Genomic DNA, 18,248 nt, shown 5'->3' with positions numbered 1-18,248 from the left:
TTGCAGAGAAAATGCCCCTTGCATTGGCGAGGGGCATTTCTCCTTGGCCTCACTTGCCAAAGCGCGCTTTGAACGTCCCCACAGCGTTCGTGATATGTGTGTCGAATTCTCCGGCGCGGACGGCCTCGCGCACCGTTTCAAAGGTTTTGGTCAATTCCTGCATGGTCTTGACCCGGATCGCCGTCTTGCCCTTGGCCAGTTCGAGTGTCTGATTGCCATATTTGATCCACACGAGGATGGTCCCATCCTTATCCTGCAACCACCATGGCCGGACCCGCGTGCGGACTGGCGTTTCCGTCACCTCGTCGCTCGCCTCATCGCGGACGCGGCGAAACTTGACGCGCTGGAATGCCTGGCCCGATGCCATCGCCTCAACCAAGGCGATCTGATCGCTGATCCGGTCGATCAGCTTCTGGCGCATCGTGCTGATGCCACGGGTGCGCATATCGGCGGCATTGGACTGGACGAGATTTAGCGAAGACAGCAGCGACATGGATAACCTCCTATTGTTGGTTTCCATGCCGTCCTTTGGATTATGCGAAGGGACAACGGGAAAGGTCCTGTGGAGGTCTGCGACTGCAGCGTTCGCGCACGAAGGCCAGCAAAGCGGCTAGGCCGTCGCGCTGCCTGAATGAAGAAGCCTGTTTGCTGACGCAAATTTTGGTGCTTGGTCGCGGCGAGCGACGCCTCCTGCGCCTCCAGCCCCGCAACCTGTTCAACCGTCGACGTTCGCGCATAGCCGATCAGCATCTGATATCTCTCGCGTTTTACCACAAGGAGGATGCCAGCAGCCCACACCCAAGTCACGCCGTAAGCGCACCTGTTGACAAAAAAATCTCGACTCCGCTGGATCTCACATGACCCCAGAACCTGCGAGGCACTGTCTCACTCACCGCAACGGCACTTCAATGACACACGCCTGCCTAGCAAAGGCCGGAGCAGGCGCAGGATCAGATGGCCAAGACCATGTGAGCAGGCAGCGTCAGCGCGCTTCTACGCTTCCAACATTTTAAGAACGCCCGCAGTTTGATGAAGAGCGAACGCCTCGCTCTTCCTTCGGGCATCCACATCTTCGAGAAAGTGATAGATGAGATTGTCGATCACAACATTGTTCTCATTGATGTATTTGATAGCGGAAAATGCGTCTGCCTCTATTCGGCTCCAGTCCGCAGAAGACCTATCCTGTTCCTGCAATACGATAGAAAGAACTGTGTCCCTAACCCTCTTGTCGATCATAGCCATTACCACTTCGGAAGGTGGAAGTTGAAGGTAACACCAAACATCCTGCCTTCGACATTCAAGTGGGTTATAGGCTTATTCACATCGAGCCTTAGTATCAGGCGGTTCTCAAAGAACCTGATCTGACCCGCGCGTCCCACTCCATACTTAGCGAACCCTTTCGACGCCCCTTCTATCGCTGTGTTCGCGGCGACACCGCCTCCCAGCAATGCGCCAGCGACCGTGACGTAATCCATCGTCGAACAACTGCTGCTACTGATGAACGCGCAGTCGTAGTTGATTGCCCAATCGCTGATGAAGTTCTGAACTGGCTGCGGCACTTTCCTGGCCATCACGATGATGTCAGCACCGATGTCATGGTTCAGAACATCGCTGACAACATTTTGCGGCGTTCCACCGTAGTAACCACCTTGTTCGATGGACACCCCTGGCAAATTTTCAAACGATATTCCACCCCCGCTGATGCCAGCGGTTACAATAAGTGTATCACCCGAAAGCGCTGTTGATCCCTTGCTGCCAGGACCTGAATCACCGGTGTTAACAACACCGTCGGCAAGTTTCGCCCCAGTGTCGTATCCCGCCAAGCTACCTGTATTTTTACCGCACAGCGAGGGGTTCTTGACACAAACCGAGTCAGAGGCCTGCATGCCCCATGGGTCGATGCCATTCACTGGATCGGCCCCGGCGTAGTTATACCAGTTCATACCGTCCGCGTAACCGATGGGGTCTGTTTGCATAAAGCGCCCCAAGCGCGGATCATACATGCGAGCCTTGTAATAATATATGCTTAGCTCTGGCAGCCATATTTGGCCCGTATACTGGAATATTCCCACGTTTTCGCTCTGAGAATTTCCCCATTCATCATAGCGGTTGGTGGCGATGCTGGCACCGCTGCCGTTGGTGATCGCTATTATGCTGCCACGCTCATCAGCATGATACCAGCGGCGATCGGCGGTGCCATTGCCCTCATACCAGACGATAGGCTCATCGACACCAGGCCCTTGAACATAACGGCGTGCAACGGTGCCTGAGGGATTGGCCAACTCTGCTGTAATGTGTCCGCCGTCATATAAGAAGCGCTTTGACACGCTTGTGTCATATTCATGGAGACGACCAATCGGATCGTAATGAAGCGTTACCCCGCCGCTAGCAGTCATCATCAGATTTTCGGAGCTGTAGCTGAATGTGCGCGGTCCGATAGAAATTAGGTTTCCGCGACCATCATAATCAGGCGCTGATGTACCTGCTAGCGTGTACTGGTTTAGTTTGTTGGAAGCATAGGCGCGCGCGGAATTATATTGTTCACCAAAGACATAACCGTCATTTGACATCGTGCGGGTGACGACCTGATCGGCCGCGTTATATCCAAAGCCCAGCGTTTGATCCTGTGCTGTCCCAGAGAGGTTCTGTTCCAATGATGTAAGGCGCGACCCGGTGTCCAATTGATAATTCGTGACTGTACCGTTGCCACGCTGCAGCTTTGTCCGTCTGCCCAGATCATCGTAAGTGAAAGTGGCGAGAAGACCCACGCCCGATGTCAGATCCTTCTCCTTGATCGCCGTCATCTGATTTGCGAGATTCCAATCATAACGGACAAAGAAACCATCGTTCCAGGTCGCCTTCGTTCTGCGCCCGGCAAGATCATATTCATAGGTCATCCCGCCAAATGCCTGACCGTCGGTTAGAAGGCGACCCAGCGCATCATAGCTAAAGGTAAGGGTCGTTCCCCCTGACGCGCTGAGAAGACGCCCGAGAAGGTCGTAGCCATAGCTAACATCCGGTTCAGCACCAGGCAGATTCTTTACAATCAGACGATTGAGGTTGTCATATGTAAATCCGATATTTTGCCCATCGCGAAGCCGGAGTTTGATGACATTGCCATTCGCGTCATAGGTCGATTGCTCATAATCAGCCGCTGCGGTGCAGCCTGTGATGCCGGTCGCGGGATAACATGTCTTGGACAAGCGATCCTGCCCATCATATTGATATGTGGTTTTGTTTCCCTTGGCGTCAGCGATTGAGGTAAGTTTCCCATTGGGTGAGTAGCTATTGGTCACCTCATTGCGTTGCAATGTCACAGGAAAACCGTTAGCCGGTGTCACCCCGTAGGCCGACTGCACAACTGTGACTTCGCCAACAACATTGTATACATTGCGGGTGATCCGATCGGGCGCGTAACTTCCCGGAGACGGCTGCGTGCAAGCGGAAGCGGGAAGAGAATTCCAGGCCGAACTGTTCATTCGCAGCGCTGCGCACTCGGGCCGCCCAGCAGCGTCATAGCTAAATTGCTTCACGTTATAAGTCGTGCCGCCGCCGGCAAAGACCTGTTTCACCACCCGCCTGCTTGCGTCATATGTCAAAACGGCAGTCTGAAGTACGCTCATGGCTGCCCATGCAGCATCGGACTGGCTGTTGACCGTACCGATATCGATACCCGTCAATTTATCCTGCGCGTCAAACGTATAGCGGACTGCTCTGTGTTTTAGCGGACCGCTACCGTCGGGATCGGGACCTATAACGCCAGTCACCCGACGCCGCGCATCATAGCGCGTTCGGGTCGTATCGTTCACTCCAGTCAGTGGGCCATCAACCGTCAAACGGTTGCCTATGATATCATAGGCCATGGCAACTGTTGCAGTCAGCGATCCATTCCCTGACCCTGATGAGGAACTGACCGGCAGAAGATTATTTGCCGTGCCGGCGACTTGAGGACCATAGTTAACGGTCGTGCGCACCTCGTTTTGACTGCCCACGCAACTGGCCATTGTTTGACAAGCCGACGTGCCTGTAAGTTTAAAAGCCGTGAAGCCCGACGCGGAGATGGCGTTGGCGCTCTGCTTGAAATAAGCCTGCCTTGGCGTGTATGTATATGTAGTTACAGAGTTATTCGCCGATGCAGTTGCCTTCGGCAGTTTTACAGTGAGAATACCGCCGTGAGTGTCGTCGTAGGTATATTCGGTGACATTGCCGTTAGCATCGGTTGTGCTCAAAGGTTTATTGCATTTGACGATGTTATCGCAGACGGACGGGAAAGCGGCATAGGTGATTATGGTAGCAGTACCCGATGAAGGCTTCGGCACCTGCCGGGTTTCTGTCACGTTGCCACGGCTGTCATAGAAATATTTGGTGTAGTTCTCTTCGGGGTAGGTGATCGTATCAACCCGCCCAAAGCTATCATAGGTGTAGGTGATCGCCCTTCCGGGAGCATAGGTGTCGGAGTCTATTAATTTAGTTGTGAGGTCAGAAACCACTGTCCGCTGTATCGAGGATGGGCCGGTCATCGTCATGGTTCGCTTGCCGTTGGCATCGGCGAAAGTGTAATTCCACGTCACTCCGCCTTTCTTGACGCTAGAGACGAGACTGGTCGTCGCGTCGCGAACCACCGTGATGTCATTTGCCGCCGACGTACCTACCCGAATATAGGTCTTGATAGTGCTAGAGGTTGCATCAACGGTAACAGTCCGAACAGTCCCCATTTGGTCTGAGACAGTTCCACCTGAATAAGCAGCATAGGGCCAGCTTGCCGTGAAAGTGCAGCTATCTGCGGAGGGATCGCAGTAGTCGACCGCATTGTTTACGCCTCGTACATTGGAGAGAGTGTTCCATGCGTCGAGGTCGTCACTCCAATTGAGCGTATTGGATTGATAGCTAAATTTTAGCTGGTAACCCGCTGACGTCTGGACCGATTGCAGGCGAACGCTCCGTGCTTCCGCTACAGGACATGTCGGAAACTCTGGGTTTTTCTCGATAGGACAGTAGTTTTGTCCCTTGTATATGTAGGTTCGTCGCGTTCCATCAGGATATTGGATATAAGAAACCCATCCTGTGTTGGCGACAAACCGATCATATTGCCCATTTGCGGGAAAAAAACGAACTAGCGTGCCATCCGATGTTCGATAGTCGTAATGATAGCCATCGTCGCGGGACAATGTTGATCCATTGCGCTCGACGTTTGTGAAACCTGTAGCATTCAGGGTAAAATGGTCTGAAAATCCACCTACACTGACATAGAAATTATAGCCGTCAGAGTTGATGGTAGCAGCAATTGTATCACGATAACCCGTGCTTCCATAAACCAGTCCGGAATTGTCCGACGGCCCGATAGATACGTCTACTCGAGGCATGACAAAAATGCCGTTCACCATATCCACACCGTTAGCGTCGACACTTTGTCGGACCGGTGGAACTGCTTCCGGGGTTACAGCATTGGCCAAATGAGGGAAGGCAAATAGGAGGATTGCCAAGGATATAATATGGTCGGTGAGGTCCTCAAAAGGCCGAGTGGAAAGACGCATTTGATACCCTCGATGAAATGAAGAAATTTCTCACGGCTTTTCAATTGGTGATGGGGATGACCGTCAGCCCATTGATCGGTACGACGACAACCTTGCTTCTAGATCCCGTGACCTGATAGGTCTGGCGATTGTCGGCCGCGTCGTAGGTCGTGCTCATTTGCACGCCATTATTGACCGTGCCGGTTGTGCTGGCCTGCACCAGTCGACCGAGAGCGTCGTAGGTGTATGTCGTTGTGCTGGACGCAAAGGCGTGTTCAGGAAAACACGCCATCGACATGCAGGCACAGATTGGCAAAATCTTCATACGTCCCTCCGAACTCCTAAGGTCTACTCCTGCCACACATAGGAGATCGTGCATCCGCCAGTGCCCTCATTGATCCGGATGCGCGCGAGTTTGCCGCCTAGCGCCGTAAACGATGTCAGCATGGCGGAATAGACCCACGCCGAACTGGAATCGCTCTGAAGCAGTGTGAGATATTCAGAATTCAGTGGAGAACAGTTCAGCGGCGAAATGTCATCGGATATTTTCACATAGGCCTTACCGTCCGCAGCGGTCCAAAGCCGAGTGATAGTGACATTGCTGCAAGCGTTGGTTCCGCACACTGCCAAAGCCGGGGAGGAAAGACCTGCAAGAAAAATGCAACCTAGTCGAAACATCCTCATAATCACCCCCGTTCGTAGGCACACGTCATGAAGGCCAAGCACAAGCGCGCATGACGATTAACGTTGCCTGCCCAATGGCAAGCACTATCGAATGTGCGTTACACCCCTAGTTGTCCGGACGATGTGTCTAAATTTCCTACATTGCAAGCGTTTAATTCACACCGAAATGGCGAATCCATTGCTTATCATCCTATCCGCGAACAGTGATTGCCTTTATGATTCTTCCGATTAAGACAGGCGATGACTACACTTTGCATGGGGGATAGACGGATGAAAAAATATGCTGTCGCGGCTTTGGCTGGTTTTCTGATGTCGTCACCTGCGCTTGCTGTAATCGATAGCAATCGCACGATATCGAGAGTCGGTGTGCAGGGTTCGAACAGCACGGCCTATGTTCAGTTCACCGTGGCTCCGAGTGCCGGCTGTAACTACGACACATTGTATATATCGCTGACGACGGATGCCGGACGGGCAATTTATTCCCTGCTGTTGACAGCGGACGCTAGCGGAAACATCATCAATCGCGTCGATTATCTGATATCGAATGGAACTTGCACAATCAACCTGATCGAGATTTGATAGCATTTTCTGTAAAAGTTTTCTCTCTCCACCCATATACGACTTTTACTGAAATAGAACGTCGAACACACGAGCAAATGCTCTCAGATATTTTCCGGATATCTTAACGTTCCCTCTTCTGTATTCGGATCGTATACGGATTTTCAACGCCGGTAATTTCTGAGCATTTCTCAAGCATTTATTGCTGGCATGAATATTGCCAAGGTTGGGGTCGAGGGTTCGAATCCCTTCGCCCGCTCCAGATTTCTTCAATGAAAACAGTAGATTAGCGGCCTTCTGGCCGCTTTTTTGTTGGAGACAACACCCTCGGCAAAGCCCGTTGTCTCCGTATTGTCTCCAGAAAATCGCCAAGAATGGGCCGCCCCTGGCGTTGGCTGGCGAAGGTTGCCCACGCTCGCTTGTGTCGCCGCGCGGCCTTTTTGCCCCTCCCGGCGATCTCCGTGGCCGGAGACAAGGGCGCCGCCGGCTGGAGACAATCGGGTGGAACTTGGAGACAACGCGCTCAATCGCGGTGTCATGTCCGTTGCCGCCGTCGCTTTGCGCGCACCTCGGACCCTGCCGCTTGACGCCCCCATTCGGCCTCCCCGGCGAGGTGTTTCGGACGCCTGACCGGCGCCGCGTCGGGGTCAAGCCCGGCCCGCACCAGACCGAGTAGGGCCTGACCCCGACGCTCGCTTGCGCCGGTCGAACGCCTCCACGCCCTCGATCGGAGGGCTTCCCGAATGGAGGCAGTCATGCAGCTCATCACCGACACCATCCGCGCGCAGCTTATCGCCAACGGCCGCTTGAGCATCGAGCATCCCGAGTTCGATCCCAAGCCCGTCGTCAAGCTGTTCACGCCAGACGCCGGCGCCACCTGGCTCATCAGCGAGTGCGATCCCCAGGAGCCCGACATTCTCTACGGCCTCTGCGATCCCGGCCTCGGCGAGCCCGAGCTGGGCACGGTCAGCCTTGCTGAGATCGAGGCGATGCGCGGCCCGCTGGGGCTCCCGATCGAACGCGACCTCCATTTCGAGGCGGCGTATCCGCTGAGCCGCTACGCCCGCCTCGCCAGTGGGGCCGGCCGGATCGTAACCTGACCGTTCGAGCGTCCCGTCATCCGGGCGGGGCGCTCGTTGCGGCGGGCAATGTCGGAGCGCGACGCTCCGGCTCAGGCACCCCAAGCCTCGATAACTTGCGAAAGTGGGAAGGGATTCTGTTCCTTCCGCCATTCATGATAGGGCGCGGCCGTCTGGCTATAGGGACCAGGCTCCGGCCGGTCGAACTGGACGCGCGTCGGAATGTGGAAGGCGCTACCAAACACGATCGCTTCTCCTGACGATAGAATCGTCACTTGATCGAGAAGCCGTCGCGCCTGCATTGGAATGATGCGCCGGAAATGGTCGATGTCGTCAGGGTTTTGTAGGCGATGGCTGATGAAGTTGGCGCACTGACTGATGATAGTCTGGCTGATCTCGCTCGGCCGCTGGCTGGCAATGATGAGCGAAAGGCCGAATTTGCGGCCCTCCTTGGCGATCCGCTCGTAGGTCAACCGGGCGAGGCGATGTCCGCGATCCTCATCTGAGCGGGCCGGGCGCGCATAATTGTGCGCCTCTTCGAGAACGAGCACCCAAGGATGCTTGTAGCGCGAGGCTGCGGGCAGGCGTTCACGCGCCTCCAGCAGCACCCGCCCGATCACCGTGCACGCATAAGGGAGAACCTCGTTGCTCAACATGGACAAGTCGAGCACCGAGACTTTCGGCCCTGTGGCAGCGCCAAGTCCGAAGCGCGCGAACCATGAGGACAGCTTCTCGATCTTCGTATCGGCTTCCTCATAGTTGAGGAAGGAACGCCACCGCTTATCGTCGAGGCGAGTCTTCAGCCGCAGCTTCAACGTCGTCAGATGGGCATCCACGCGGAACGTATCCTCCTTGGACACGGCGCGATTGATGAGCGACGGATCAGTGAGGGTTGCGCGGGCGATCGGTAGGGGAGAGTCAGCGGTGCGTGCGCCTGCTTCCGTTGTTTCGCTCCCGCTGACAATCAGCGCACGGATGGCATCTTTGAGTTTGTTCCCCTCCGTCGAAATAGTGGCCTGATTAGCCATCACATCCTGATTATACTGATCGACAGTGCGATGAGTGGCAAAGAGCGCTTCAAACGCGGCAGTGTCGATATCCGTATCCGCGAGGTGTCCTACAATGGCATCACAATAAGAACCGGCAAACTTTCGCTTCAATTTTGTAAGTTCGCTTAGCAACTGGTCGAGCGCGCTCATCGCATTTTGAAGCGCGCTCATGCTCGCAGCAGCCATCTCATCGCCGCCTTTGGCGATTGCCCACCAATCCTTGAGCACCGGCTCCTGCGTCTGCTCCGACGCGCTCAGCCAAGCACAGATTTCCTCAGCGTTCAGAAACCAGAGCGGAAGGCCGAATTCCTTGCCATTGAGGTAGATGCGATCGGGCAAGCGCTGTGCCGCTTCGGCCGCCGGAAAGGCTTTGGCATATTCGCCATTGATGTCGAGGATGAAGACGTGTGGCTCCTCGGCAGCGCCATCAAGCGCCGCCATCGCCTTCTGGATCAGGCTCGATACGGAATATGATTTGCCCGAACCAGTATTTCCGACGATCGCCAAGGGCCTGGAGAAGAGGTCGTTATAGGAGGCGCGGACGACATTGCGATCCTGGCCGGTCGGGAATCCGATCTTCAGGTCGCAGTCGAAATCCTTCTCGTCATAGCCTTCGGGCTTGTTGCGCCGAGGCGGAATCTCGAACACCGCGCGCAGGATGTCCGGCGACCCGATTTCCGCCGGTGTGTCGAGCGTCGGCAGCACGGAAATGCTCGGACTGAAGGCAGGCTCGTCATCGGTATGTTCGATCGTCCCCAGCAATTGCACGCTGGCGACGCGGCGCGGCTTCATCAGTTCAAGGCTCAGGTCATCGCCGCTGCCGGGATCGAACGTCTCGCGCGCTTCGAGATCGGTGATGATGCCGATCACCGTTTCGCCGGCTCCAAGCGAAAATGTGAGGTAGGCGTTGATGGCAATTGCCGCCTGGACTCCATCCGGCGTCGCGCGCAACGCCGAGCGGGTCTCGGGCAGCAGTTCCACCTTCACGCGAAAGCCCTGGACCGAGACGATGTGGCCGACGAGCCGGGGGTTATCCATCCGTCGTCTCGGTGTCCGGTTCAGCCGACGTCGCGGATGACGCAATCTGCTTCTCGAAGCGCCGCAAGCGCAGGAAATCGTCGAGCCACTGCACGTCCGGCATCACCGTTCGCGCGAAATCGTCGAAGGTCGCGTGCTTGAACGGCGCTGCGGTAAAGGCATCCGTCGTCGGACACAGGACGAAGGCGCGCTTGCCGAGATCCTTGTATCGACGGATGCGCTCGATCACGGCACTGTTCGGATTGGGTTCGACCACCAGCATCACCAGCGACGGATTCATCAGCGCGTTCTCGATGATCCGGCTGACATGATCGTCGCCAAAGCCATATCCGAGCACGAGAAGGAAGGTCTGGGGGATGCCGAGCCGCACCTGAAAAGACCGGAACAGATGCGCGTAGGGCATCGTCAGCGTCTGCGCGAACTTATTGGCGGTCGGCAGGATTCCGACCGAGGGTGTGCCCCCGGCCAAAGACACGAGCGACCCCGCCTTATCCTGCGGGGTCAGGGCGGCATATGACCGAAACGGAGCAAGGTCGGGGTGACGCGCGCGCATTTCATTGCCGTGCTCGAACCAGTGGATCGAGCCGTGCAGCTTGTAGAAATGCAGGAACTTGTCGAAGCGTCGGACACGCCCCTCGGCCACCTCGCCGGGATAGTAGATGTCCAACCCATAGACGGAAGGATCGAACCGCGCCGACGCGCGCCCAGTGAACCCGTCGAAATACTGCACGCCGAGCAATTCCAGCGCCTGCTCGAACAGTGTGTCATAGTTGAGCGTGAAAAGATGAGTGCGCCCGAGATTGCTATCCCGCGCCACGAGCTTGGACAGGAACGCGAGATGCGGCGCGATCTTGTCGGCGGACGCGGCCGGCCCGATGTCCGGCAGAGAAAGCGCGCATTCGGCGAAGATCGCCATGCGAAGCCGGTCGACGAACCAGCGCAGGTCGGCGACGCTGGGCGCGGGCGTGCTGGGCCAGGTCACGGCGGAAAATGGCCCACCCGCTGATTCCACAACGACCAGGGCATTGGCGACGAACGAGAGCCATGCCTCGAAACCGATTGGCTCATCGTCGTCGAAGGCGGCAAGAAGGACAGCGTTTTTACGGGCTTCGATAATGGGAGTGATCGAGGCCGGAATGTCGGGCAGCGCCTCTATCGCGGCGAATACAGCCGTTTCGAGATTGGCCATCGTCTTGCCGCCCGCGGAAACCGACGTGCCCGATCCCGTCAGAACGACGAGATTCTCCATCCGAAGCCATTCGGAAATGAGCGCCTGAAGGCGGACGCGCCCCTGCTTCTGATCGAGGCCCGCCAGCAAATCTCCGACGCCGCCGTCTTCGGCGAGGCCGATGAGCTGATATTCGATAGGCGCTGGCGGCACAGCCGTCATAATTCTCCCCCTTACATGCCACCACGCTTACACGCTGATGATCTGAAACCCTTTCCGTGCCGCCAATATCGTCAGCCTGCGCGAGCGGCCGTCTTCGGCTTCGCCCGGCGTTTGGTGGTGATCTTGCCGGACCCGGCTGTGGCCCCGAGAGCAACATCGCCCAAACGCTCGATCCGCAACGGCGCCCGTGATGGCAGCCGCACGATCAGATCGAGTTGCCCACCAACCGCCTCGACATAGCTCCTGAGCGTCGAGAGATACATATCGGCCTGCTTCTCGATCTTGGATACCGAGGGCTGCTTGACGTTGAGCGCCGAAGCGATCTCGACCTGAGCCTTGCCCGCCACGCGGCGCAATTCGCCCAGGCTCTCCACTTGCTCCTTCAGCTCCTGCGCGCGCGCCTCGACACGGGCGCGGCGCGCTTCGGGGAGCGCGGCAACGACATCATTTAGATTCCGGCCCATCACTTCTTTCCCTTCTTCGCGGCCGCCAGCCGATCGAGGTGCGCTTGGTAGCGTTTGTCCGCCTTGGTGATGAGCGTCTTGTAGAAACGCTTTTCACTGCCGCCGGACTTGTCACCAGCTACCAAGAGGATCGCCTTGCGCTCGGGGTCGAACGCGAAGGCCACCCGCCACACACCGTTATCGGCATCGAACCGCAATTCCTTCATGTTCGCGAACGACGAGTCGTTCAGCGTGTCCGCGTGCGGCCGGCTCAGTTGCGGACCGAACGCGGCGAGGAGCTTGGCCGAAGCGAGCAGTTCGTCCTGCACCGCTTCCGGCAATTCCTCGAACTCCGCATCAAACTCGTCGCCGAACGCGACTTTCCATTCCATATATAGCCTCCAAGCTATATCGTCAAGATTGGCCTGTTGGGCGCTGGCCCATTCACCGGCGGCGTGGCAACCCTTCGGTGAGAAGATGAGCATCGACGGGCCGGCGATGGTTTCGCCCTTGATCTTTTTGCCCCGATAAGTCCTATAGAGTGAGTATCCCCCGGTGGTCCCTGCTCTGCATACCGCCGGGGCACTTTATTTCTAGCCACAGCCGATAGTCTTCGCAACGCGCTTCCAGCGTGCGGATCATGCTGTTGCTGTCCTCATCCTATACGGTTTTGAGGGGGAAAGCCTTCCCCTGCTGTCGAGCCCCATGCCGGTCTCGCCAGACCCCTTCGAGCGGGGACACCCCGCAACGCTCCGATATAGAGCGCGGGGATTTAAGGAGCGCACTCTGGCGGCTGACGCCGCGCAGGGGTCGCGCGTCATTTTCCCCAGCGCAGCACTCTCGCTCTGGCCGGAGGGCACGGCGACGGCTGGGCCCCAGGTCCGCGCGCACGCCGCCGCGCCGGCCGTCCGCCGCAAGGGTGCGTCTCTTGGTGGCGCCGCAAGCGGCGCGGTGCTTGGGGCTCCGCCCCCGGCGCACTTCGGAACGTCTTCCGCCCAGCTTCCTCCCCCCGGCTCAAGGCCGGGGTCCGTGCAGCCGGTTCCCCGCGAAGCCGCCCCTCCGTTTGCACCCCCGGTCTCGCCGACGGGCAGGGTTTCAGCGCGGCGCTTCCCGCTGCGCGGAAACCCAAGGAGTAGGAAGATGACCAAGACTGTTCAAATCGAAACGACCGCTGCCGAGCCTGTGTCGGGCATCGAGATTTTCGTGCCCCTCAACAAGCTCAAGAAGTCCCCCAAGAATGCCCGCAAGGTGCCGCATGGCGAAGCCGCCATCGAGGCGCTGGCCGCTTCCATCGCGCATAAGGGCCTGATCCAGAACCTTGTGATCGAGCCGGAAATGAAGGGCGACAAGCCGACCGGCGCCTATTTCGTTACCGCTGGCGAAGGCCGCAGGCTGGCCTATCTGCTGCGCGCCAAGCGCAAGCAGATCAGGAGGAACCACCCGGTTCGCTGCCGTCTCGACACCGAGAACGACCCGTCCGAGATCAGTCTGGACGAGAACGTGACCCGGACCCCGATGCACCCCGCCGATCAGTTCGAGCGGTTCCGCGAGCTTGCGGACGGCAAGGGATGGGGCGCGGAGGAAATCGGCGCGCGGTTCGGCGTGTCGGGCAGTGTGGTGAAGCAGCGGCTTCGCCTTGGCGCTGTCAGTCCGAAACTGTTGCAGGTCTATCGCGAGGACGGGCTGACCTTGGATCAGCTTATGGCCTTCGCCATCACCGAGGACCACGCCCGGCAGGAGCAGGTATTCGAGAACCTGCATCACAACCGGGAGCCGTGGATCATTCGGCGCGACATGACCGCAAACAACGTGCCTGCCGATGATCGTCGTGCGGTGTTCGTCGGAGCCGTCGCCTATATCGAGGCGGGCGGCAACATCATCCGCGACCTGTTCAGCGAGGATCGAGGCGGTTTCTTCGAGGATGTGGGCTTGCTCGACATGCTTGCCGTCGAAAAGCTGCGCGAGATAGCGGACGGGGTGCAGACCGAGGGGTGGAAGTGGGTTGAGGCCCATATCGACTATCCCCATGCCCACGGTATGCGGCGCTTCTATCCGCAGGCCGTGGACCTGTCCGACGAGGACGAGGCCCGGCTTGATGCCCTGTCCACCGAGCATGACGAGCTCGCCGAAGGCTATTCGTCCTATGACGAAATGCCCGAGGACGTGGCGAAGAAGCTGGAAGCGGTGTCCGATGAGATCGACGCCATTTCGGCCAAGCGTTACGCCTACGATGCCAACTTGATCGCGCATGGCGGGGTGTTCGTCGTGCTTCACCATGACGGCACGGTCAGGATCGAACGGGGTTTCGTCCGTCCCGAGGACGAGGCGTTGGCCGATCCGCAGCCCGAGGACGAGGCCGAAGCCATCGGCCCGGAGGCCGTGGAGGACGAGCAGGCCGAGGACGGCGACGAGGACGTTCAGGATTTCGAGGACGAGGACGAGGAACCGGGCAAGCCCATTTCCGACAGCCTCATTCGCGACCTGTCCGCTCACCGGACGCTTGCCCTTCGCGTGGCGCTTGGCGAGCAGCCCAGCGTTGCGTTGATCGCCCTGACCCACACGCTTACGGCGCAACTGTTCTACAGCTACGCCGAGGCCGGTTGCCTTGAAATCCGTCCGACTGTGACCCCGCTTGGAGGTCATGCGGCGGGGATCGAGGATACGCCGCTGGCGGCGCGGGCGAGCGAGGCGCATGAGGCATGGGCCGAGCGGATGCCACATGACGTGGCCGACCTGTGGGGCTTCATCGTCGCACTGGACGACGCGCAGCGGGTGGCGTTGCTGGCGCATTGCGCGGCCCGCACCGTCAACGCCCTGCGCCTGCCGTGGGATCGCAAGCCCCGGACGCTGCAAACGGCGGACAGGCTGGCGACCGCGCTGGCGCTCGACATGGCGAAGGACTGGACGCCCACCGTGGACAGCTACCTTGGCCGTGTCACCAAGGCGCATATCCTTGAGGCCGTGGCCGAAGGCGTGTCGGAGGATGCGGCCCGCCGGATCGCGGACAAGACCAAGCAGGAGATGGCGGAAGCCGCCGAGCAGCGTCTTGCCGGGAAGGGCTGGCTTCCCTCCGTGCTGCGGACGCCGGAACCGGAGGCCGAACCCGTCGAGACGGAGGACGCCGAAGGGATCGCGCAGCCGTCCGAAGCGTGTCCGCAGGACACCCCCGATACCGGAGCGCAGGACGGCGAGGCCGTGGAGGTCGAAACGGTGGAACAGCCCGCCGAAGCCGACGCGGACGCCGAAGCCGAGCCGGTGGACGAAGACGCCGCCTACTCGGTTGCCGCCGAATAGCACGGCATCGGGCCGGGGCCGCGTGAGCGGTCCCGGCCTTCCTTTTGTTCCGGTGTCGCGCAGCCCTGTCCCGCACGATGCCTCACCCCCGCAAGGAGGCTCCGTCATGCGCCGCCGTTTCCGTGTCATCGCCCGCCGCAACAACCAGCCCGGAATATTCTGCTGTGTCCGGTGCGGTCAGCCGATCAACGACTTTTCCGAGGATCGCACCATCGTCCACGACTATGTTCTGGACCATTGCGCCGCCTTCATAGCCGAGCATCGCGCCTGTGCGGGCCGTCCCTTGTTCAACGCGGCGGCGGCGCGGCGCTGGCGGGAGGCGCACCGCTGATCGACGTTTGCGGCTTCACTTTCACAGCCTGCGAAAAATCGCGGCCGCGCCCCTCACCGGGCGCGGCCGCTCTGTCATGGGGATGATCGGCGCTCGCCGGGCATGGCCCGGCTCGCGATTCTAGGAATCCTCGCTCAGCAGGCTCTCGAAATCCCGGCCGCCGTAGAAGATCCCGACGATGACGACCGCCGCGTCTTCCACCGCAAAGGCGATGGTGACGCGGCGGCGCCAGGCGATCGTCCGCAGGCCCGGCCGCAGATCGTCGCGCATCGTCCCGCGCCGGGGGAAATCGGTCAGCTTGCCGATATGGCCGATGATGCCATCGGTGAAGCGCTGCGCGATGTCCGGCGACGCGGCGGCGGCGATATGGTCGTAAATGGCATCGAGATGGTCACGCGCTTCCGGCGTGAGGATGATGGAATGAGCCACGTTCAGCCGCGCTTGGCGGCCCGCTTGTGGCGCTCGGCCAGGCCGGCGCGCACGTCGTCGAGCGGAATGCCGCGCGAGGGATCGGCCTTGTAGACGTCATAGGCGGGGACGACCTCGTTGCGCAGCCATTGCTCCACGGCCCGGTCCCGCGCCTGGAGCGCGCGCAGCCCGTCGCGGATCACTTCGCTTTCGCTGGCATATTCGCCCGACGCCACCTTGGCGCGGACCTGCGCCGCCATGTCGTTCGGCAGCGTCACGCTGAACTGTTGAGTCGTCCGCATGGATGGGCTCCTTTACGGATATGATTTAATCCTATCCGCACGATCCTTCAAGGTCGCTCGCCGTAGCTCACGCGACCAGAGGCGGAAGCGCCCCGCCCATGTCGGGCGAGGCGCTGCACCAGCCAGCGCAGCCAGCCCATATTCGCCAATGTCCTGGTCCCGAATCCGGCGCTCGACCGGCATCGCCCAGGCCAGGCCTGAACCTGTCCGAAACGCACGCCGCGCCCCGCCCGCCGATCTTCCGTATGGCAGCGCCGCGCTCCGCTGCATCGGCCGCAATGCCGCGAAAGCCGGGGCCACGTCGCCCTTGCGGCTCGCCCGGTCGAAACCCGCCCGTCACGCCTTGGGCACCGAACCATCGCCGGCGCCGCCACGGCCGGCAGGCGGCAACGCCCCTCCGATCATCTCGTCAGGCCCATGTTTTTGCACGGCACCGCCGCCCACGCGGCCTCTCGAAAGGCTTGTCTGGCCGAAGCCCGCCCGTCTTCCCGCAACGGCGGCGGGCGGTTTTTTTCCGCCGCCGGCCATGCCGGCTTTGCATCGCGAAGCCAAAAAAGCCGCCCGCCGCCGCCAGCCACTTCGTTCCGCCCTTCGGGTGCGGGCCGGTCGTCCCCCGTCCGATCGACAGCCATCGAGGCCGCGACAGGCGCGGTCCCGAAGCAAGAAAGGACTGACGACATGATCCGCGGAACCTTCACCACCACCGATCGCGGCTACACCGGCGAAATCCGCTCCTTCGGCGTGCGCGAGCAGGTCGAGCTGCGCCGGGTCGAGGGCAAGGACAACGACAAGGCCCCCGACTTCCGCATCCATCCGGCCGACGACGATCGGATCGACTACGGCGCCGCCTGGGCGAAGATCAGCAAGGAGAATCGCCCTTACGTCTCGTTCAAGCTGACCCTCCTCGGCGGCACGCCGGTCTATCTCCGGCTGTTCGAGAACGAGACGACCCCCGGCATCTACGAGCTGGTCTCCGACTGACCCGCCGCGCCCCGCCCGACATGGGCGGGGCGCTCCTCTTCCGATCGTCCGAAAGGAGCGCGACGATGCACAGCCATTCCGCCACACCTCCGGTTTTTGTCTTCGGATCGAACCTCGCCGGCCGTCACGGCAAGGGCGCCGCCTTATGGGCGCGGCGGCATTGCGGCGCGATCTACGGTCGCGGCGTCGGACGGCAAGGCAACGCCTACGCCATTCCGACCAAGGACGCACAACTGAGGCCGCTCCATCTCGGCGAGATACGCGGATATGTCGGAGGATTCCTCCAATATGCCCGGCTACATCCCGACTTGTCGTTCGAGCTGACGCCGATCGGCTGCGGCCTGGCCGGATACCGGCCCGACCAGATCGCCCCCATGTTCGCCAATGCGCCCGCGAACGTGCGTTTGCCCGATGTTTTTCGTGCGGTTCTGGGCGCAGGTCTGGATTGAGGCGCGCGAACGGCGGAGGCGCGGCGCAGGCCCAGCGGCCTTGCGGCCGCGCCGGTATCCCGGCGGTCGTTCGTCCAGGCGGGAAGCAGGGGCTCCGCCCCCGCTCCCCAGCAACAACAATCGGCCGGGCCGTGGCTCAGTCGCTGCGCTCCCTGCGCCCGCACCACCCCGGCAGATTCTTGCTGCCCCTCACACCCCCGGCTGCTCGCCGCGAAGGCAGGGTCGATGGCCTGGCCATCGCCCTGCGGACGATTTGCAGAAGGGAAAACAGTCATGTGCAATATCAAGCATGTTGACGGTGGAAGCGCAGAATATTGGCGGGAGCGCCGCGAAGCCTTCGCCCTGATCCGGGAAGCCGAGGAAGCCGGTGAGCGGATGAAGACCGCGCCGCTCTACCTGCATGGCGGCTATGACGAGGACGGCGACGTGATCCCCATCGAGAACATCGAGCCTTTCGACGATTTCGAGGACGCCGTTCAGCGCGTCGAAGCGAACGCGACGGCGGTGAGCATCCTCGTCGCGCAGGAGCGCATGGACATCCACGGCCGGACCTTGTGGTCGGTGGTGGCCGTGCTGGAGAAGCTGGCGGGCCACTTCTACCCGGAGGACAGCCCGCTTTGGGGACCGGATACCGATTGACCCGGAGGGCAGGCGGTCTCGTGCCGCCTGCCACCGCCGCCCGCGTCCGTGTCGCGCGGCGGGCGGGATCTACCCGCCCGCCGCGCTGGC

Annotated in this window: 17 protein-coding genes; 7 read left to right on the top strand and 10 right to left on the bottom strand. The window is 60.0% G+C overall.

Annotated elements, in window-relative coordinates; genetic code table 11:
• Positions 1–49 precede the first annotated feature (49 nt).
• The 4 genes from RLDS_RS54735 to RLDS_RS56560 all read right to left on the bottom strand — a co-directional run bounded on the left by RLDS_RS54735 (position 50) and on the right by RLDS_RS56560 (position 5,838).
• Positions 50–493, bottom strand: coding sequence for a DUF6641 family protein (locus RLDS_RS54735; RefSeq protein WP_021227739.1), 444 nt, complete (start codon positions 491–493; stop codon positions 50–52).
• A 500-nt stretch (positions 494–993) separates the two neighbouring features.
• Positions 994–1,242: a hypothetical protein gene (locus tag RLDS_RS48970; RefSeq protein WP_031298825.1), complete on the bottom strand. Its 249-nt coding sequence runs from the start codon at positions 1,240–1,242 to the stop codon at positions 994–996.
• On the bottom strand, positions 1,242–5,534 hold the full coding sequence (locus tag RLDS_RS55500) for an RHS repeat domain-containing protein (RefSeq protein WP_084514931.1): 4,293 nt from the start codon (positions 5,532–5,534) through the stop codon (positions 1,242–1,244). Before RLDS_RS55500 ends, RLDS_RS48970 begins: the two co-directional genes overlap by 1 nt.
• 40 nt (positions 5,535–5,574) lie before the next feature.
• Entirely contained in the window at positions 5,575–5,838 is a 264-nt protein-coding gene (locus RLDS_RS56560; protein WP_021227736.1) for an RHS repeat protein, read from the bottom strand.
• A gap of 629 nt (positions 5,839–6,467) precedes the next feature.
• On the opposite strand from RLDS_RS56560, the gene RLDS_RS48960 reads away from it, so the two are divergent.
• Together RLDS_RS48960 and RLDS_RS48955 are read left to right on the top strand one after the other, a co-directional pair.
• A complete protein-coding gene (locus RLDS_RS48960; protein WP_021227734.1) occupies positions 6,468–6,776 on the top strand; it encodes a hypothetical protein in 309 nt (102 codons plus the stop codon).
• 734 nt (positions 6,777–7,510) lie between these two features.
• Positions 7,511–7,855: a DUF2958 domain-containing protein gene (locus RLDS_RS48955; protein WP_021227733.1), complete on the top strand. Its 345-nt coding sequence runs from the start codon at positions 7,511–7,513 to the stop codon at positions 7,853–7,855.
• A gap of 71 nt (positions 7,856–7,926) precedes the next feature.
• On the opposite strand, the gene RLDS_RS48950 is transcribed toward RLDS_RS48955, so the two are convergent.
• The 4 genes from RLDS_RS48950 to RLDS_RS48935 all read right to left on the bottom strand — a co-directional run bounded on the left by RLDS_RS48950 (position 7,927) and on the right by RLDS_RS48935 (position 12,146).
• A complete protein-coding gene (locus RLDS_RS48950) occupies positions 7,927–9,921 on the bottom strand; it encodes an ATP-binding protein (protein ID WP_021227732.1) in 1,995 nt (664 codons plus the stop codon).
• Entirely contained in the window at positions 9,914–11,311 is a 1,398-nt protein-coding gene (locus RLDS_RS48945) for an SIR2 family protein (RefSeq protein WP_021227731.1), read from the bottom strand. The genes RLDS_RS48950 and RLDS_RS48945 overlap by 8 nt, the downstream gene beginning before the upstream one ends.
• 71 nt (positions 11,312–11,382) lie before the next feature.
• Positions 11,383–11,775 carry a helix-turn-helix domain-containing protein gene (locus tag RLDS_RS48940; protein WP_021227730.1) on the bottom strand — a complete coding sequence of 131 codons (393 nt, stop codon included), beginning with the start codon at positions 11,773–11,775 and terminating at the stop codon, positions 11,383–11,385.
• Complete coding sequence (locus RLDS_RS48935; RefSeq protein WP_021227729.1) at positions 11,775–12,146, bottom strand: type II toxin-antitoxin system RelE/ParE family toxin; 372 nt, start codon at positions 12,144–12,146, stop codon at positions 11,775–11,777. Before RLDS_RS48935 ends, RLDS_RS48940 begins: the two co-directional genes overlap by 1 nt.
• Positions 12,147–12,894: 748 nt before the next feature.
• On the opposite strand from RLDS_RS48935, the gene RLDS_RS48930 reads away from it, so the two are divergent.
• Both RLDS_RS48930 and RLDS_RS48925 read left to right on the top strand, forming a co-directional pair.
• A complete protein-coding gene (locus tag RLDS_RS48930; protein WP_021227728.1) occupies positions 12,895–15,048 on the top strand; it encodes a ParB/RepB/Spo0J family partition protein in 2,154 nt (717 codons plus the stop codon).
• Between the two features lie 106 nt (positions 15,049–15,154).
• Positions 15,155–15,379, top strand: coding sequence for a hypothetical protein (locus RLDS_RS48925; RefSeq protein WP_021227727.1), 225 nt, complete (start codon positions 15,155–15,157; stop codon positions 15,377–15,379).
• A 120-nt stretch (positions 15,380–15,499) separates the two neighbouring features.
• On the opposite strand, the gene RLDS_RS48920 is transcribed toward RLDS_RS48925, so the two are convergent.
• Positions 15,500–15,808, bottom strand: coding sequence for a type II toxin-antitoxin system RelE/ParE family toxin (locus tag RLDS_RS48920; protein WP_021227726.1), 309 nt, complete (start codon positions 15,806–15,808; stop codon positions 15,500–15,502).
• 2 nt (positions 15,809–15,810) lie between these two features.
• On the bottom strand, positions 15,811–16,089 hold the full coding sequence (locus RLDS_RS48915; RefSeq protein ID WP_021227725.1) for a type II toxin-antitoxin system ParD family antitoxin: 279 nt from the start codon (positions 16,087–16,089) through the stop codon (positions 15,811–15,813).
• A gap of 678 nt (positions 16,090–16,767) precedes the next feature.
• On the opposite strand from RLDS_RS48915, the gene RLDS_RS48910 reads away from it, so the two are divergent.
• The 3 genes from RLDS_RS48910 to RLDS_RS48900 all read left to right on the top strand — a co-directional run bounded on the left by RLDS_RS48910 (position 16,768) and on the right by RLDS_RS48900 (position 18,158).
• Positions 16,768–17,070, top strand: a complete 303-nt coding sequence (locus RLDS_RS48910; protein ID WP_009822961.1) for a DUF736 domain-containing protein — start codon at positions 16,768–16,770, stop codon at positions 17,068–17,070.
• Between the two features lie 65 nt (positions 17,071–17,135).
• Positions 17,136–17,519 carry an A1S_2505 family phage non-structural protein gene (locus RLDS_RS48905; RefSeq protein WP_021227723.1) on the top strand — a complete coding sequence of 128 codons (384 nt, stop codon included), beginning with the start codon at positions 17,136–17,138 and terminating at the stop codon, positions 17,517–17,519.
• 273 nt (positions 17,520–17,792) lie between these two features.
• On the top strand, positions 17,793–18,158 hold the full coding sequence (locus RLDS_RS48900; RefSeq protein WP_021227722.1) for a hypothetical protein: 366 nt from the start codon (positions 17,793–17,795) through the stop codon (positions 18,156–18,158).
• Positions 18,159–18,248: the final 90 nt, after the last annotated feature.

Source organism: Sphingobium lactosutens DS20 (assembly GCF_000445105.1).
Taxonomy (GTDB): domain Bacteria; phylum Pseudomonadota; class Alphaproteobacteria; order Sphingomonadales; family Sphingomonadaceae; genus Sphingobium; species Sphingobium lactosutens.
The sequence above is the reverse complement of the archived record's forward strand: the minus strand, read 5'-3'. Positions and strand labels throughout refer to the sequence as shown.

Bases quoted from the DNA above. Each gene is read 5' to 3' on its own strand.
- RLDS_RS54735 (WP_021227739.1), bottom strand. From the start codon at position 493: ATGTCGCTGCTGTCTTCGCTAAATCTCGTCCAGTCCAATGCCGCCGAT.
- RLDS_RS48970 (WP_031298825.1), bottom strand. From the start codon at position 1,242: ATGGCTATGATCGACAAGAGGGTTAGGGACACAGTTCTTTCTATCGTA.
- RLDS_RS55500 (WP_084514931.1), bottom strand. From the start codon at position 5,534: ATGCGTCTTTCCACTCGGCCTTTTGAGGACCTCACCGACCATATTATA.
- RLDS_RS56560 (WP_021227736.1), bottom strand. From the start codon at position 5,838: ATGAAGATTTTGCCAATCTGTGCCTGCATGTCGATGGCGTGTTTTCCT.
- RLDS_RS48960 (WP_021227734.1), top strand. From the start codon at position 6,468: ATGAAAAAATATGCTGTCGCGGCTTTGGCTGGTTTTCTGATGTCGTCA.
- RLDS_RS48955 (WP_021227733.1), top strand. From the start codon at position 7,511: ATGCAGCTCATCACCGACACCATCCGCGCGCAGCTTATCGCCAACGGC.
- RLDS_RS48950 (WP_021227732.1), bottom strand. From the start codon at position 9,921: ATGGATAACCCCCGGCTCGTCGGCCACATCGTCTCGGTCCAGGGCTTT.
- RLDS_RS48945 (WP_021227731.1), bottom strand. From the start codon at position 11,311: ATGACGGCTGTGCCGCCAGCGCCTATCGAATATCAGCTCATCGGCCTC.
- RLDS_RS48940 (WP_021227730.1), bottom strand. From the start codon at position 11,775: ATGGGCCGGAATCTAAATGATGTCGTTGCCGCGCTCCCCGAAGCGCGC.
- RLDS_RS48935 (WP_021227729.1), bottom strand. From the start codon at position 12,146: ATGGAATGGAAAGTCGCGTTCGGCGACGAGTTTGATGCGGAGTTCGAG.
- RLDS_RS48930 (WP_021227728.1), top strand. From the start codon at position 12,895: ATGACCAAGACTGTTCAAATCGAAACGACCGCTGCCGAGCCTGTGTCG.
- RLDS_RS48925 (WP_021227727.1), top strand. From the start codon at position 15,155: ATGCGCCGCCGTTTCCGTGTCATCGCCCGCCGCAACAACCAGCCCGGA.
- RLDS_RS48915 (WP_021227725.1), bottom strand. From the start codon at position 16,089: ATGCGGACGACTCAACAGTTCAGCGTGACGCTGCCGAACGACATGGCG.
- RLDS_RS48910 (WP_009822961.1), top strand. From the start codon at position 16,768: ATGATCCGCGGAACCTTCACCACCACCGATCGCGGCTACACCGGCGAA.
- RLDS_RS48905 (WP_021227723.1), top strand. From the start codon at position 17,136: ATGCACAGCCATTCCGCCACACCTCCGGTTTTTGTCTTCGGATCGAAC.
- RLDS_RS48900 (WP_021227722.1), top strand. From the start codon at position 17,793: ATGTGCAATATCAAGCATGTTGACGGTGGAAGCGCAGAATATTGGCGG.